Origin of the sequence: Micromonospora sp. WMMD964 (genome assembly GCF_029581455.1) — a bacterium.
In the GTDB taxonomy this organism is placed as follows: Bacteria; Actinomycetota; Actinomycetes; order Mycobacteriales; family Micromonosporaceae; genus Micromonospora.
Genome location: NZ_CP120860.1, coordinates 4,383,316 through 4,398,881, shown reverse-complemented (window position 1 = coordinate 4,398,881; position 15,566 = coordinate 4,383,316). Strand labels below are relative to the sequence as shown.

At 71.9% G+C, this 15,566-nt stretch carries 15 protein-coding genes and 2 pseudogenes; 12 read left to right on the top strand and 5 right to left on the bottom strand.

Annotation, left to right across the window (positions count from 1 at the left end; translation table 11 throughout):
- Positions 1–9 precede the first annotated feature (9 nt).
- The 4 genes from O7616_RS20215 (at position 10) to O7616_RS20200 (ending at position 5,504) form a co-directional block, all read left to right on the top strand.
- Positions 10–924 (top strand): PD-(D/E)XK nuclease family protein, encoded by a 915-nt coding sequence (locus O7616_RS20215; protein WP_282303433.1) that lies wholly within the window; start codon positions 10–12, stop codon positions 922–924.
- A gap of 240 nt (positions 925–1,164) precedes the next feature.
- Positions 1,165–1,851 (top strand): response regulator transcription factor, encoded by a 687-nt coding sequence (locus O7616_RS20210; RefSeq protein ID WP_282303432.1) that lies wholly within the window; start codon positions 1,165–1,167, stop codon positions 1,849–1,851.
- Between the two features lie 330 nt (positions 1,852–2,181).
- Positions 2,182–2,949 carry an ABC transporter ATP-binding protein gene (locus O7616_RS20205; RefSeq protein ID WP_282259655.1) on the top strand — a complete coding sequence of 256 codons (768 nt, stop codon included), beginning with the start codon at positions 2,182–2,184 and terminating at the stop codon, positions 2,947–2,949.
- Positions 2,949–5,504, top strand: coding sequence for an ABC transporter permease (locus tag O7616_RS20200; RefSeq protein ID WP_282303431.1), 2,556 nt, complete (start codon positions 2,949–2,951; stop codon positions 5,502–5,504). The genes O7616_RS20205 and O7616_RS20200 overlap by 1 nt, the downstream gene beginning before the upstream one ends.
- Before the next feature lie 52 nt (positions 5,505–5,556).
- On the opposite strand, the gene O7616_RS20195 is transcribed toward O7616_RS20200, so the two are convergent.
- From O7616_RS20195 to O7616_RS20185, 3 genes and pseudogenes are all read right to left on the bottom strand, one after another.
- Complete coding sequence (locus O7616_RS20195) at positions 5,557–6,207, bottom strand: HAD family phosphatase (RefSeq protein WP_282264905.1); 651 nt, start codon at positions 6,205–6,207, stop codon at positions 5,557–5,559.
- Between the two features lie 120 nt (positions 6,208–6,327).
- Positions 6,328–7,101 (bottom strand): annotated as a pseudogene (locus tag O7616_RS20190) (neutral zinc metallopeptidase); the annotation flags it as partial.
- 84 nt (positions 7,102–7,185) lie between these two features.
- Entirely contained in the window at positions 7,186–7,389 is a 204-nt protein-coding gene (locus tag O7616_RS20185) for a hypothetical protein (protein ID WP_282303430.1), read from the bottom strand.
- 197 nt (positions 7,390–7,586) lie between these two features.
- Here O7616_RS20185 and O7616_RS20180 point away from each other — a divergent pair, with 197 nt between their 5' ends.
- Both O7616_RS20180 and O7616_RS20175 read left to right on the top strand, forming a co-directional pair.
- Positions 7,587–7,988: a YciI family protein gene (locus O7616_RS20180; protein WP_282303429.1), complete on the top strand. Its 402-nt coding sequence runs from the start codon at positions 7,587–7,589 to the stop codon at positions 7,986–7,988.
- 3 nt (positions 7,989–7,991) lie between these two features.
- Positions 7,992–9,245: a sigma-70 family RNA polymerase sigma factor gene (locus O7616_RS20175; RefSeq protein ID WP_282303428.1), complete on the top strand. Its 1,254-nt coding sequence runs from the start codon at positions 7,992–7,994 to the stop codon at positions 9,243–9,245.
- Between the two features lie 28 nt (positions 9,246–9,273).
- Here the strand turns inward: O7616_RS20175 and O7616_RS20170 are convergent, their stop codons facing one another.
- Entirely contained in the window at positions 9,274–10,374 is a 1,101-nt protein-coding gene (locus O7616_RS20170; RefSeq protein WP_282303427.1) for an ionic transporter y4hA, read from the bottom strand.
- An 89-nt stretch (positions 10,375–10,463) separates the two neighbouring features.
- Here O7616_RS20170 and O7616_RS20165 point away from each other — a divergent pair, with 89 nt between their 5' ends.
- Complete coding sequence (locus tag O7616_RS20165) at positions 10,464–10,826, top strand: metalloregulator ArsR/SmtB family transcription factor (RefSeq protein WP_282303426.1); 363 nt, start codon at positions 10,464–10,466, stop codon at positions 10,824–10,826.
- The gene (locus O7616_RS20160) at positions 10,823–11,329 is read left to right on the top strand and encodes an SRPBCC family protein (protein ID WP_282303425.1); all 507 of its coding nucleotides are present in this window, start codon (positions 10,823–10,825) and stop codon (positions 11,327–11,329) included. The genes O7616_RS20165 and O7616_RS20160 overlap by 4 nt, the downstream gene beginning before the upstream one ends.
- Here O7616_RS20160 and mug read toward each other — a convergent pair.
- Positions 11,326–11,889, bottom strand: coding sequence for a G/U mismatch-specific DNA glycosylase (gene mug / locus O7616_RS20155; protein ID WP_282303424.1), 564 nt, complete (start codon positions 11,887–11,889; stop codon positions 11,326–11,328). The two genes, O7616_RS20160 and mug, sit on opposite strands and share 4 nt — an antisense overlap.
- 73 nt (positions 11,890–11,962) lie before the next feature.
- On the opposite strand from mug, the gene O7616_RS20150 reads away from it, so the two are divergent.
- The 4 genes and pseudogenes from O7616_RS20150 to O7616_RS20135 all read left to right on the top strand — a co-directional run.
- A complete protein-coding gene (locus O7616_RS20150) occupies positions 11,963–12,706 on the top strand; it encodes a methyltransferase domain-containing protein (protein WP_282303423.1) in 744 nt (247 codons plus the stop codon).
- 37 nt (positions 12,707–12,743) lie between these two features.
- Positions 12,744–13,550, top strand: a complete 807-nt coding sequence (locus O7616_RS20145; protein WP_282303422.1) for a CPBP family intramembrane glutamic endopeptidase — start codon at positions 12,744–12,746, stop codon at positions 13,548–13,550.
- Between the two features lie 14 nt (positions 13,551–13,564).
- Entirely contained in the window at positions 13,565–13,828 is a 264-nt protein-coding gene (locus O7616_RS20140; protein WP_282303421.1) for a hypothetical protein, read from the top strand.
- Positions 13,829–14,591: 763 nt separating this feature from the next.
- A pseudogene (locus tag O7616_RS20135) lies at positions 14,592–15,317 on the top strand (ThuA domain-containing protein); the annotation flags it as partial.
- Positions 15,318–15,566 lie beyond the last annotated feature (249 nt).

The following is a 15,566-nucleotide window of genomic DNA, read 5'->3' as shown; positions in this document are numbered from 1 at the left end:
TTTGCCCACATGACGGCGGAACCGGTCACCACCTCCCAGCCCCCCTCCCCGGCGCAGGCGCCGCCGACGGTGCGGGCCTCGCTGTCGCCGTCGCGGGCGGCGGATTTCAAGACCTGCCCGTTGCTCTACCGGTTCCGCAGCATCGACCGGCTGCCCGAGCGCACCACCATGGAGCAGGCCCGGGGCACGCTGGTGCACGCGGTGCTGGAGCGGCTGTTCGACCTGCCCGCGCAGGGGCGCACCCCGGCTGCGGCCGGCGATCTGGTGGCACCCCAGTGGGATCGACTGGTCACCGAGCAGCCGGAGCTGGCCGAGCTGTTCGAGGGCGAGGAGCCGACCGACCCGGCGGAGTTCCTCCGCTCGGCCGCCGCGCTCTTGGAGGGCTACTTCGCGGTGGAGGACCCGACCCGCCTGGAGCCGGCCGAACGGGAGAGCCTGATCTCGGCGGTGGTCGACGACGAGTTGCTCATCCGGGGCTACCTCGACCGGCTCGACGTCGCCCCGGACGGGGCGCTGCGGGTGGTCGACTACAAGACCGGCGGCGCGCCACGGGAGGCGTTCGAGGCGCGGGCGCTGTTCCAGTTGAAGTTCTACGCACTGGTGCTGTGGCGCACCCGGGGGGTGGTGCCCCGGGTGCTGCGGCTTCTCTACCTGCGCGACGCGGAGGTGTTGGACTACACGCCGGACGCCGACGAGCTGGTCCGCTTCGAGCGCACCGTCGTGGCCCTGTGGCGGGCGATCGAGCAGGCCACCGCCCGGCAGGATTTCCGGCCCCGGCCGAGCCGGCTCTGCGACTGGTGCAGCCACCAGGCCCGGTGTCCCACCTTCGGTGGCACCCCGCCGCCGTTCCCGGTCGCGGCGGCCGGTGCCGACCCGCTGCGCGACTCCCGGTCCGCTCCGGTGGCGCCCGGCGCCGACGAGTGACGGCCCGTCCCGCGGCGCGCTGACCCCGCTGCGCCGATCGGCGGCGCGTCCTCCCGTTGCCGCGGTGGTCCTCGGGGGCGACGCCGCCCACAGTCCAGCGACCCGCACCCGACCGCGACGGTGCTGTTGCCGTCGGGACGACGCGACCGGCCGCGCCCTACCGTGATCCGCGACGCATCGGCCGGTGTACGCGAGGATGACCCGGTGCGGCACCACGACGCCGGCGGGACAGGAGACGTGATGACCGATCGGGTGGCTCCGGGGCGGCCGGTGCGCATCCTGCTCGCCGACGACCAGCCGCTGCTGCGTACCGGGTTCCGGATGGTGCTGGGCGCCGAGGGCGACCTGGACGTGGTGGCCGAGGCCGGGGACGGCGTGGAGGCGGTGGAGCTGTCCCGGCGGCTGCTGCCCGACGTGGTCCTGATGGACATCCGGATGCCTCGGATGGACGGGGTGGCCGCGACCCGGGCGATCGTCGACGCCCGCCTGCCGGTGCGGGTGCTGGTGTTGACCACCTTCGACCTGGACGAGTACGTGGTGGGGGCGTTGCGCGCGGGCGCCAGTGGGTTCCTGGCGAAGGATGTGCCCGCCGAGGAGTTGATCTCGGCGATCCGCACGATCGCCGGTGGGGACGCGGTGGTGGCGCCCCGGATCCTGCGACGGCTGCTGGACCGGTTCGCCGAGCTGCTGCCGGACCCGACGGCGACCCCGGCGGCGGCCCTGGACGCCCTCACCGACCGGGAACGTGAGGTGCTGGTGCAGGTGGCCAGAGGGCTGTCCAACGCCGAGATCGCCGCGGTGTTGTCGGTCAGCGAGACCACCATCAAGACCCACGTCGGGCACGTGCTGACCAAGCTGCGACTGCGCGACCGGGTGCAGGCCGTGGTGCTGGCGTACGAGTCGGGTCTGGTCCGCCCCCGGGCGTAGGGCCGTCGGCCCGGGTACCTCACCCGGCGTACTCGAAGATCCCTCCGTGGGGGGACGGCCGGCGTTGTCACGGTCACCTACCGTGACCGGAGAAGGTCTGGCGGGGTTGACCCTCCTGTGACGTGAGGGGGCAGGGTCGGAAACACGCAGGACCGACCATCGGGTCAGGGGCAACCCTGACCCGACATAAGGGTGCACCCGCAGCGGGAAATCCGCACCGGGTCAACCCGTGGGCGGACGGAGCGGGCGTGAGCAGCGCCGATGATGGAACAGTCGCGCCGGACCATCGGGGGGCGGCGGGAATTCGGACAGACGGAAGAGGTAGATGACGTGACCGCGACGGTTGGCCAGCAGGCGCAGGCCGCGGCCCGGGCGAACGACGTGTGGAAGGTGTATGGCAGCGGCGAGGCGCAGGTCATCGCGCTGCGGGGGGTCAGCGCGGAGTTCGAACGCGGCCAGTTCACCGCGATCATGGGGCCGTCGGGTTCCGGCAAGTCGACGCTGATGCACTGCCTGGCGGGCCTGGACGCGGTCACGCGGGGCACGGTGTCGATCGGCGAGACGACGGTGACCGGGCTGGGCGACGCGGGGCTGACGAAGCTGCGCCGCGACAAGGTGGGTTTCATCTTCCAGCAGTTCAACCTGCTGCCCACCCTGACGGCCAAGGAGAACATCCTGCTGCCGCTGTCGATCGCCGGGCGCAAGCCGGACCCGGCCTGGTACGACACGGTGATCGAGACGGTCGGCCTGCGGGACCGGTTGGACCACCGGCCGGCGCAGCTCTCCGGCGGCCAGCAGCAGCGGGTGGCGTGCGCGCGGGCGCTGGTCTCCCGCCCCGAGGTGATCTTCGCGGACGAGCCGACCGGCAACCTGGACTCGCGCTCCGGCGCGGAGGTGCTCAACTTCCTGCGCAACTCGGTCCGTGAGCACGGTCAGACGATCGTGATGGTCACCCACGACCCGACCGCCGCCGCGTACGCCGACCGGGTGGTCTTCCTCGCCGACGGTGAGATCGTCTCGGAGCTGATCGAGCCGACCGCCGAGACGGTGCTGGACACCATGAAGAAGCTGGACGCTCCGGCCGAGGTGGGCAACTGATGTTCCGCGCGACGCTGAAGAGTCTGCTGGCCCGCAAGGTCCGGCTGATCCTGTCCGGGTTGGCGGTGGTGCTCGGGGTGATGTTCGTCTCCGGCGCCTTCGTCCTCACCGACACGTTGGGCCGCTCCTTCGACTCGGTCTTCGCCGACGGCTTCTCCGAGATCGACGTGAACGTCGCGGCGAAGCCGAAGGTCGAGCTGAGCGAGTTGGAGGGCGAGCAGACCGCCGCTCCGCTGGCCGCCTCCGTGGTGGACCGGGTCAAGCAGGTTCCGGGGGTCGCCTCGGCGACGGGCGTCGTCAACGCCGACGGCGCCCGGGTGATCGGCAGCAACGGCAAGGTGGTCACCTCGTTCGGCCCGCCGCAGTTGGGCGAGAACTGGACCGGGGAGAGCGACCTGCTGCGACTGCGGGAGGGACGCGCGCCGCAGGCCGAGGACGAGATCGTCGTCAACAAGGGCCTGGCCACCGCGGCGAAGCTGCAGGTCGGCCAGAAGGTCGGCGTGCTCACCGCGTTCGAGTCGAAGAAGCGGGACTTCACCCTGGTCGGCGTGTTCGGTTACAGCGGTGACCGGGACTCGATCGGCGGGGTCAACGAGGTCTTCTTCACCACGCCGGTGGCGCAGCGGCTGATGCTGGGCGAGCCGGACGTGTTCAGCAGCATCACCGTGACCGCCGCCGACGGGGTCTCCGACGAGAGGCTGCGCGACGACGTGGCCCGCACCCTCGGCGCGGACTTCGAGGTGAAGACGGGCGAGCAGGTCGCCGCGGACGCCTCGGCCAGCCTGAAGGAGGGTCTGTCGTTCTTCAACAAGATCCTGCTCGGTTTCGCCGCGGTGGCCCTGCTGGTGGGCACCTTCCTGATTCTCAACACCTTCTCGATCATCGTGGCCCAGCGCACCCGCGAGTTGGCGCTGATGCGCGCCATCGGGGCCAGCGGCCGGCAGATCATCTCCTCGGTGGTGCTGGAGGCCATCGCGGTCGGGTTGATCGCCTCGGTGCTCGGCCTGGCCGCCGGCATCGGCGTGGGCGCGCTGCTGGCGTACCTGTTCGGCAATCTGGCCGGTGGGCTCACCCTCGCCGGGATCGGCGTGCCGGCGGCGGCGGTGATCGGGTCGTTCGCCGTCGGTCTGGTCATCACCGTGGTGGCGGCGTTGTTGCCGGCGCTGCGGGCGTCGCGGATCCCGCCGATCGCGGCGATGCAGGACGTGGCCACCCCGGACCGGCCGTTGACGAAGGTCACCGTGGCCGGGTCGGTGGTCACGGCCGTCGGCGCGGTGCTGCTGTTCCTCGGGCTCAGCGGCAACGCCGGTGGTCAGACCCTGCCCACCATCCTCGGTGGGGTGCTGTTCGCGTTCATCGGCGTGGCGCTGCTGACCCCGCTGATCAGCAAGCCGGTGGTGAGCCTGCTCGGCGCGATCTTCTCCTGGTCGCTGCCGGGCAAGCTGGGCCGGCTCAACTCGGGGCGCAACCCGCGCCGGACCGCGATCACCGCGGCGGCGCTGATGGTCGGCATCGCGCTGGTCACCGGGGTCACGGTGATCCTCGACTCGGCCAAGGGCAGCATCAGCGCCCTGGCTCAGGACAACGTCAAGGCCGAGCTGGTGATCGCCGGGGCGCAGGGCGGGCCGCGCCCGCCGAGCTTCGACCCGGCGGTACTGGACCAGGCCAAGACCCTGCCCGGCGTGCGGATGGTCGACGGCGAGTACGGCGACATGGCCCAGATCGACGGCGAGCGCACCTGGGTCGGGGCGAGCAGCGACATCGCGTCGCTGCGGCAGATCTTCAGTGCCAAGCCCGTCGCCGGTGACATCGACCGACTCGGGCCGACCCAGATGCTGGCCGGTTCGGACACCGCCGACTCGCGTGGCTGGTCGGTGGGCTCGACGGTGACCGTGCAGTTGACCCGGGGCGAGACGAGGACGTACACGATCAGCGGCATCTACGAGTCCGGGCAGCTGTTGAACCCGGTGATGCTGCCGGTGACGGCGGCGAAGGACTTCGCGATCCCACAGCCCTTCCAGGGGTTCATCCAGTTGGCCCCGGGTGCGCAGGTGAACGACGTGCTGCCGCAGGTGGAGACGCTGCTCGCGGACAGCCCCGAGGTGTCGGTGGCCGACCGGGACGCGTTCATCAAGCAGCAGACCGGTCAGCTCGACGGGCTACTCACGATGATCCAGATCCTGTTGGCGCTGGCCATCGTCATCGCCGTGCTGGGCATCATCAACACCCTGGCGCTGTCGATCCTGGAGCGGACCCGAGAGTTGGGGCTGCTGCGCGCCATCGGCCTCCGGCGGTCCCAGACCATGGCCATGATCACCGTGGAGGCGGTGGTGATCTCGGTGTTCGGCGCGTTGCTGGGCGTGGCGGTCGGCACCGGCCTCGGGGCCTCGGTGGTCGAGGCGCTCAAGGACGAGGGCATCACCGATCTGATCCTGCCCTGGGGGCAGATGGGTGTCTTCCTCGGCCTCGCCGCGATCATCGGTGTGGTCGCCGCGGTGCTCCCGGCCATCCGGGCGGCCCGGATCAACGTCCTGGGCGCCATCGCCCACGACTGACGCTCCGCCGCCGAACGGGGGTCCCGCACCGCGGGGCCCCCGTTCGCGTCCGTCAGGCTGCGGCCCGGTCGGCCAGCAACGCCGCGAGCAGGTCCAGGTCCACGTCGGTCAGGCTTCCCACCTGGTGTACGCCGACAGTGCCGGCGAGTGCCACCTCCGCCGGTACGGCCAGCACCGCCGCGCCCGAGGCGAGCGCGCTGGCCACCCCGGTCGGTGAGTCCTCGATCGCCACACACCGCTCGATCGGCACACCCAGTCGCCGGGCGGCGGTCAGGTACGGCTCGGGGTGCGGCTTCGCCGCGACCACCTCGTCACCGGCGACCACCGTGTCGAAGTTGTCCCGGCCCAGGGTGTCCAGGGCGATCTCGACGAGCGCCCGGGGGCTGGAGGTGACCAGCGCGGTGGGGATCCCCGCCGCGCGGACCCCGCGCAGCAACTCGAACGCGCCCGGCCGCCACGGCAGCCCGGTGCGGAACAGCTCCAGGATCCGGGCGTTGATCCACGCCGCGCTGATCTCCGGGTCCCGTTCGGGCTGCCCCAGGTCGTCGTGCAGGATCCGCATCGACTCGGCCATCGCGGTGCCGATGATCGCGTGGCGGGCCTCGACGGAGAGGTCACCCCCGTACTCCCGGGCGAGTTCCTGCAACGCGACGTCCCACAGCTTCTCGCTGTCGACCAACGTGCCGTCCATGTCGAAGAGCACGGCGGCGGGGTGATGGCTGTTCAGCGGATCCTCCAGGGTCGTGGCCGACACCGGCGATCCTGCCAGGGCCGGCCACCGCCCACGGCCACGATGGCCACCGACGTGATCCGGGCAACCCGCTCAGCCCAGGTCGCAGGCCTCCAGCGACCGCTCGTAGCCGCGGAAGAACGATTCGGTGCGCTGCTCGGCGGTGCCGTGCGAACCCTCGGCGAACCACGGCTGGTCGGGGTCGTCGCCGACCGCCGCCAACCCTTCCCGGAACTCGTCCAGGTCACCGTCGGCCAGGGTCAGGGCACCGGATCGCACCGAGTCACCGAGGTACGCCCCGGCCATGCAGTCGGCCTGCAACTCCTGCTGGATGGTGAAGCTGTAGTTGATGCCGAGGCGCACCTGGATGGCGTGCGCGTACTCGTGCCCGAGCAGGTAGAACACGAACGCGTCACCGACCTGGCGGAACGCCGCCACCGACCAACGGACGTCGTACGCGATGAAGTCGCCCCGCGAGCAGTAGACCGCGTTGTTGCGGGGCAGCGGTTCGCCGCCGCAGGACACCTCCCCCTCCCGCTGGTAGGGGGTGATCCGCCGGACCGGTTGGAAGCGCTGCCCGGACGCCTTGAACTGGGCCGCCCAGTAGCGCTCGGCGATGGCCTGCGCGTCGGCGACGTCCTGCTCGAACTCGGCGACGCTCGTGGTGCTGTCGGCCCGGGTGGTGCCCGGCCCGGGTGACGCCTGCGACTGCTGCGGTGCCGGACGCTCCCCCTCCGGCTCGGCCAACCCGCCGCCCGCGCAGGCCAGCGACACCAGGGCGGCGGCCAGCAGGGCCGCCACGGTGCCTCGGGCGCCGCGTCCTGACCGTGCCCCCACTGTGCCTCCCAGACATCGGTGCTCTCGTTGAGCAGTACCCCGACGACACGACCGTCACGCCCGTCACCGGTTTCACGTGCGCGCCGCCCGAACGGTTCACCCGCCGACCGGGCCTCAGCCGCTGGACTCCCGGCCGCGCTGCCACGTGTCGCCCTGGTCGCCGTGCCGCTCGGCCTCGTACCGCTGCTGCCGGGCGCGGGCGTCCCGCCCGGCCGCACGGTCGTCGCCAACCGCCGACCGCCCCCGCCGCACAACGACCCCGATCGCCAGACCCGCCACCGCGACGAAGACCCCCACCACCACCCACACCGTCGTCATGCCGCCAACCTAACGCCCACCCACCACCCCATCCATTCCGCTGATCATGAAGTTGTTGTCATGCGGCTCGGCGTGTCGCGGCACTAACTTCATGATCGACCGATCTGGTGTGGTGGGTGTGTCCGGGGTGGGGGTGCTGCTTCGACGTTTCCTTCGGGGGCGTCGGAGGGCGCCCACAGGACAGGAGGAGGCGCACCATGAAGTACATGATTCTGCTGTACGGGTCGCAGCAGGACTACGACGTGCTGTCCGGGCGGGCGACCGACCGGCCCGCCATGTCGGCCGAGCAGATCGCGGCGATGCACAAGCACATGGAGACCTTCCACCAGGCGCTGGCCGAGTCCGGGGAGCTGGTCGACGCCCAGGGCCTGAGCGAGCCGGTGCACGCCCGCCGGGTGCAGGTCCGCGAGGGCGCGCCAGTGGTCACCGACGGCCCGTACCCGGAGACGCAGGAGGTCCTGGCCGGTTACACGATCGTGGAGTGCGCGAGCTTCGACCGGGCCACGGAGATCGCCGCCAGCCTGGTCGACCCGGACGCCCCGGGTGGTTACGTGGACGTGCGGCCGGTGCTGGACGGCATCGAGGACCTGGGCGGCTGACAGGTGCCGGAGACACGCATCGAGGGCCTGCTGCGCGACCTGGCGCCGCAGGTCCTCGGCGCGCTGGTACGCCGTTACGGGCACTTCGACACCGCCGAGGACGCGGTGCAGGAGGCGCTGATCGCCGCGGCCGACGGTTGGCCGCGCAATGGCGTACCGGAGAACCCGCGCGGTTGGCTGATCACCGTCGCGTCCCGGCGGCTGACCGACCTGCTGCGCCGGGAGCAGGCCCGGATGCGCCGCGAGGACACCGTGGCGCGGTGGGTGCTCCCGGAGCAGTGGCGCGCCCCGGCGGCTGATCGGCCGCCGGCGGACGAGGACGACACGCTCATCCTGCTCTTCCTGTGCTGCCACCCGGCGCTGTCGCCGGCGTCGCAGATCGCGCTCACGTTGCGTGCGGTGGGCGGGTTGACCACCGCCGAGGTGGCGCGCGCGTTCCTGGTGCCGGAGGCGACGATGACCCGGCGGATCAGCCGGGGCAAGCAACGGATCCGCGACAGCGGGCTGCGGTTCGCCCTACCCACCGAGGCCGAACGCGCCGACCGGCTCGCCGCCGTGCTGCACGTGCTCTACCTGGTCTTCACCGAGGGGTACGCGCGCACCACCGGCCCGGGGTTGCTGCGCGCCGACCTGACCGCCGAGGCGATCCGGCTGACCCGCCTGGTGCACCGGCTGCTTCCGGAGGATCCCGAGGTCACCGGCCTGCTGGCGTTGATGCTGCTCACCGAAGCCCGCGCTCCGGCGCGGATCGGCCCGCACGGTGAGTTGGTGCCGATGGCCGAGCAGGACCGTTCCCGGTGGCGGGCCGACCAGATCGCCGAGGGGACCGAGCTGATCACCAGGGCGCTGCCGCGCGGGGCGGTCGGGGCGTACCAGGTGCAGGCCGCCATCGCCGCCGTGCACGACGAGGCAGCCAGTGCGCAGGACACCGACTGGGCGCAGATCACCGCCCTGTACGAGGTGCTGCTGGGCATCTCGGACAACCCGGTGGTGGCGCTCAACCACGCGGTGGCGGTGGCGATGAGCCGCGGGCCGGCGCAGGGTTTGGCGTTGCTCGCCGACCTGGCCGACGACGCGCGGTTGGCCGACGACCCTCGACTGCCGGCCGCTCGTGCCCACCTGTGGGAGATGGTCGGTGAGCGGGTCGCGGCGCGGGAGGCGTACCGGATGGCGGCTGCCCGGTCGACGAACCTGGCCCAGCAGCGTTACCTGAACGCCCGCGCGGAGCGTCTCGGCGACCCGCCGCCCACCGCCTGACCCGGCGGGCGGCGGGCGGCGGCGCACGTTACGGGCTGGCGGCAAGGAAGACGAAGGCGGCCAACAACACCAGGTGCACACCGCCCTGCAGCACGTTGGCCCGGCCGGGCACGACGGTCAGTACGGCGGTAACCGCGGTCAGCGCGAGCAGGACGAGCTGGGTGCCACCGAGGCCGAGCAGCAGCGGGCCCTCCAGCCAGATCGAGGCGATCGCGATGACGGGGATGGTCAGACCGATGCTGGCCATCGCCGAGCCGAGGGCCAGGTTCAGGCTGATCTGCACGCGGTCGCGGCGGGCGGCGCGGGCGGCGGCCAGGGTTTCCGGCAGCAGCACCAGCAGGGCGATGATCACACCGACGAACGCGTGCGGCAGGTTCGCCGCCGCGACGCCGGCCTCGATGGTCGGTGAGACGGTCTTGGCGTCGCCGACCACGGCGACCAGTGCCACCAGCAGCAGCACGAGGCTGACCAGCGCCGCGCGGTTGGTGGGCGGCTTGGCGTGCTCCTCGGCGTCGATGACCTGACCCCGGCTGTCGACCGGGAGGAAGTAGTCGCGGTGCCGGCCGGTCTGCACGAGCACGAACAACCCGTACAGCGCCAGCGACGCGACGGCGGCGAAGGTGAGCTGGGCGGGGCTGAACTCCGGGCCCGGACGGGCCGTGGTGAACGTCGGGAGGACGAGGCTCAGGGCGGCCAGGGTGATCACGGTCGCGAGGGCCCCGCCGGTGCCCTCGGGGTTGAACACCGCGACCCGGCGACGCAGGGCGCCGAGCAGCAGGGACAGGCCGAGTATCCCGTTACAGGTGATCATGACGGCGGCGAAGACGGTGTCCCGGGCGAGTGACTGGGTCTTCTCCGGCCCGCTGATCATCAGCGTGACGATGAGGGCGACCTCGATCACGGTGACCGCGACGGCGAGCACCAGTGACCCGTACGGCTCCCCCACCCGGTGGGCGACCACCTCCGCGTGGTGCACGGCCGCGAGCACCGCGCCGCCGAGCAGCAGCGCGACCACCACGATGACCGGCCCCGGCAGGTTCCGCCCCCACGTGGCGATCAACACGAGAACGGCGAGCACGGGTACGACGAAGGTCCAGTCGGTCATCCGGGAGCGAAGGAAGGCGGCCATGCCGTTCAGAGTGCCAGGTCAAGTGATCATGTGCCCACCATCGACGCACCGGTATCCCAAACCCGTAACTCATGGGTTACGCTTCATCGGTGAACGAGGTGGCTGTCGCGATCGCGGATCCGGTACGGCGGCACATCCTGACCATGCTGCGCGACGAGCCCCTGTCGGCCGGCGACATCGCCCAGCGGTTCACGATCAGCCGGCCCGCCATCAGCCGCCACCTGCGGGTGCTGCGCGAGAGCGGGCTGGTCCGCGACGAGACGGTCGGCCGACAACGGATCTACCGCCTGGACCCGGCCCCGCTCGCGCCGCTGGTCGGCTGGCTCGCCGGGCTCACCGGCACCGACCGGTGGGAACGGCACCTCGACGCGTTGGAGACCGAGGTCTATCGCACCCGCCGAGAGCGCCGCAGCCGCGGCCCGGCGGCGCACCGAAGGGAGCACACGGCATGACCCGCACACCCGCCGGACGCCTGTTCCGCACCGCCACCGGTCACGACCTCGTCCTCACCTGCACATTCCGCGCCCCGGCGGCGGACGTCTGGGCCAGCCTGACCGAGCCGGAGCGCACCGCCCGCTGGTTCGGCCCCTGGGAGGGCGACGCGGGGCCCGGACGGACCATCCGGGTCCAGATGGCGTACGAGGAGCAGCAGCCCTGGTGCGACGTCCGGATCGACGCCTGCGAACCGCAGCGGCATCTCGCCGTGTCGATGATCGACAGCTACGGCACCTGGCTGTTGGAGCTGACGCTGACCGAGGTCGACGGCAGCACCGAGCTGCGGTTCGTGCAGCACCTCACGAGCGTGGAGGGCATCGCCGAGACGGGCGCCGGCTGGGAGTACTACCTGGACATGCTCGTCGCCTCCCGGGACGACTCCCCCCGCCCCGACTTCGACGACTACTACCCGGCGATGCAGCCCTACTACCAGGACCTCGTCACCGCCGACCGCGCCTAGATCTCCTGGCGCAGCCGGGCGAACTCGGCCGTCAAGGCCGGCAACGGGAAGTGCGCGTTCAGGCCACTCGGGTTCGGCAGCACCCACACCCGGGCGCGACCCAGTCGCTGCGGCTGCGGGCCGAGCCCGGCGCCGGGCCGGACGAAGGCGATCCGGTACGCGGTCACTCCGAGGACGGCCACCCAGCGCGGCCGGTACCGCTCGGCCTTCACGGCCAACCCGCTCACCCCGGCCACCAGCTCCGCCGAGGTCAGCTCGTCGGCGCGGGCGGTGGCCCGGTTGCTCAGGCTGGTGATGCCCAGGCCGTGGCGCAGCAACTCGTCGTGCTCCCACGGCTCCAGTTGCCGGTCGGTGAAGCCGGCACCGTGCAGGGCCGGCCAGAACCGGCTGCCCCTACGGGCAAAGGGCAGCCCCACGGCTGCGGAGTAGAGGCCCGGGTTGAAGCCGCAGAACAGCACCCGCAGGCCGGGCCCGATCACGTCCGGCAGGCCCCGACCGGCGGCCGCCGCCACCTCCTGCGGTGTCGGCCGCCGAAACGGCCCCGCCTGCTGCGCCCCCACCTGCCCGATCCTGCCCTACGACCGGCACCCAAACCGAGATGCGCCGCGGCTCACGTCTTGACACCCTCGACGCATGCAGGCAACCGACCACCTCGCCGACAGCCGCTACGCGCGGATGCGCTGGAACACACCCCTGTCCGAGGAGCACGCCGCGCTGCTGCTGCGGCGACTCGACGTACGTCCCGGCGCTCGGGTGCTCGACCTGGGCTGCGGCTGGGGTGAGCTGCTGCTGCGGGCGGTCACCGCCGGTGGTGTGTCAGGCGCGCTCGCCACCCGGGGCGTCGGCGTCGACACCGATGACGCCGCGCTCGCCCGAGGGCGCAGGTCGGCGGCCGACCGGTCCCTCGACCGGCACGTCGCCTTCGTGACGGGCGAGGCGGCCGCCTGGCAGGAGGCCGCCGACCGGGTCCTGTGCGTCGGGTCGGCGCACGCCTTCGGTGGCACCGGCGGCGCGCTGGACGCGCTCGCGACAGTGGTCCGACCGGGGGGCCGGCTGCTGTTCGGCGACGCCTTCTGGGAACGGCCCCCGACGCCGGACACCGAGGAGATCTTCGGACCCGAGGTCACGGACCTGCCCGGCCTCGTCGAGGTCGCCCGGGAACGCGGCTGGCGGGTGCTGCACCTGAGCACCGCCGACCAGCGTGAGTGGGACGACTTCGAGTCCACCTGGCTGGCCGGGCGGCAGGAGTGGCTGCTGACGTACCCGGAGGATCCCCGCGCGGCCGACATCCGCGCGGAACTCGACGAGAGGTTGCGCCAGTACGTCGGTGGTTACCGGGGGGTCCTCGGCCTCGCCTACCTCGTCCTCGGCCGCTGACGGCCCACCGTTGACGCCGCCGGCTACGCTGCGCGTGGTGAGCGCCGGACCTCGTCTCGCCCTGCCCTGGCGGATCCTCGTCGTGTCCGCCGGCGCCGTGCTGGTGTGGCTGTCCCTGAAGGCCCTGCTCGACCGCGACTACGACCGACCCACCCACGCCGTCGGGGCGATCCTCACCACGGCGCTCGTCGTACCCCTGGTGGTCGTCGCCCGTCGCCTCCTGGACCGACGCCCGTGGGCTGGCCTCGGATTGCCGTCGCTGCGCGAGGGGTGGCGGCGTCTGCTGCTCGGCATGGCCTGCTGGCTGGTCCCCGCCGGGGTGGGGTTCGTGCTCTGCCTCGGCCTCGGTTGGGTCGAGATCAGCGTGCGGACGTCCGTCGGGGACGTGTCGCGCGTGGCGGCGTTGCTGGTGGTTCTCGTCTTCCTCAAGGAGGCGCTGCCGGAGGAGCTGATCTTCCGGGGCTACCTGCAGCGCAACCTCGCCAGCCGGTTGCCGGCGTGGCAGGCGGCCGTCGGGCAGGCCGTGCTGTTCACCGTGTTCGGGTTCCTCGTCGGGGCCGCCCGGTCCGTCGACCGGCTCGCGCTCTTCTTCGTCTTCGCGCTCCTGCTGGGCGCCTTCCGAACCGCGACCGGCGACATCTGGGCGGGCATCGGCTTCCACGTCGCCTTCCAGACCGTCGCGCAACTGTTCGGCGACGTGGGGGCGGTCTTCGACGTGGTCGGCTCCGACGTCCTGGGAGTCGTGGCGATGGGGGCCATCCCGTTCTCGGTCAGCTGGATCGTCGTGCGACACCTCTACCGGCACCACCTGGACTGGCGGGCGGTCGCACCCGAGCCGGCCTGACCGTCACCGCCCTGGTGTACGTCGCCGCCCGCGCCCCGGACGCCGGCGAGGACTACGCGGCCCTCGCGGCACAGTATCCGACGCCCCCGGCGAACGCCGGTCTCGTCCACCACGACGGGTACGGACAGCTCAGCGAAGCGGCGTTCCTCGACGACTTCGCGGGCGGAGTCGTCGAGGTCCGCGCCCGCTCGCTCCACGTGGTGCAGGGGCCGATCGCCGACCTCATCATCATGGCCACCAGAGGCGCGGACAGTCCCGCACCGTCCGGCCAGGGATGACCGGGCCGGGAGGGCATTACCACCGACCGCCGCTATGGAGCTGATGTCGTAAACGATTCGGCCGCCAGCGGGGCCGGCCCTCTCCAGGACCAACCGAGGTACGGCCAGCGCCCCGCCGAGAGACCACTGCCTGGCGTCACCGACACGTGGCCGTGATGCCACAAACGATTCAGCTCCAAAGGCTCCCACCGATACACCTGCGGGCCGCCGGGACACTCGTCGGCGACGGGAACGAACACGTCCACGCACCCGAGGCCACCTCCGACGTCACCGACTCGCCCTGCCGAACGGCCGGCCGCAATACCCACCTCGGGCGGTCGACGCCGACGGGCATGGGCTTGACGGGGCGCAGACATCGGAGGTTTACTGCGTCAGCGATAGAAGTCGATGGGCCTGACCGTCCACTATGGTCGGCAGGCTCGTCGGCGGTGCGATCGCGATCGGTCGACGCCGGTGCGCCAGCCGTCTCCTGGCACTGTCGGTAGCGACGCGATGCTCCCCCCTCGGCGGGCGGGGAGCACCGGCACGGCAACCCGCACGGCGCAGCGTCGCGCACACCCCCTGCGGGACGATTCCACCGGCACCGCACCACCCCGCAGCATCTCAGCCGAGCATCGGCGGCCCGGCTCCGTACCACCGCCATCGCGGCCCCGGCGAGCCCGCACGCCCACGTGACGCGCGCGCCAGGGTCGACGCTCAGCAGAGGAGCACCCCCATGCGTTCCCGTTCCCGCCTGTTGGCACTCGTCACCGGCCTGGCCGTGATGCTGACCAGCTTGGCAATCCTCACCACACCGGCCTCGGCGGCACCGCTGACCAAGGTCCTGGTGTTCAGCAAGACCGCGGGCTTCCGCCACTCGTCCATCCCGAACGGCATCGCCGCGATCCAGCAGCTCGGCTCGGCCAACGGCTTCACCGTGACCGCCACCGAGGACGCCAACCAGTTCACCACCTCCAACCTGGCCCAGTACCAGGCGGTGGTCTTCCTGTCGACGACCGGTGACGTCCTCAACTCCAGCCAGCAGACGGCCTTCGAGTCGTACATCGCCGCCGGCGGCGGATACGTCGGTGTGCACGCCGCCGCCGACACCGAGTACAACTGGCCGTGGTACGGCCAACTGGTCGGCGCGTACTTCGACTCGCACCCGGCGATCCAGAACGCCACAGTGCGCATCGAGGACCAGACCAACCCGTCGACCGCCCACCTCCCGGCGACGTGGGTGCGCTCCGACGAGTGGTACAACTACCGCACCAACCCCCGGTCGAGCGCGCGGGTCCTGGCCAACCTGGACGAGTCGTCCTACAGCGGCGGCAACATGAGCGGTGACCACCCGATCACCTGGTGCAAGGCGTACGGCGGCGGTCGGGCCTGGTACACGGGTCTGGGCCACACCGAGGCGTCGTACACCGACCCGAACTTCACCCGGATGCTGCTCGGCGGCCTCCAGGTCGCCGCGGGTTCGGTGACCGCCGACTGCTCGCCGCGCACGACCACCCCGCCGCCCACCACCCCGCCGCCCACCACCAGCGGCTCCACCCTGAAGGCCCGGGCCAACAACCAGTTCGTCAGCGCGCCGAACTCCACCACCGCGCTGATCGCCAACAAGACCTCCGCGGGCACCAGCGAGCGGTTCGACGTGGTCAACCTCGCCAACGGCAACGTGGCGCTGCGCGCCAAGAGCAACGGGCAGTACGTCGCGGCCGAGAACGCCGGTGCCGCCGCGCTGATCGCCAACCGC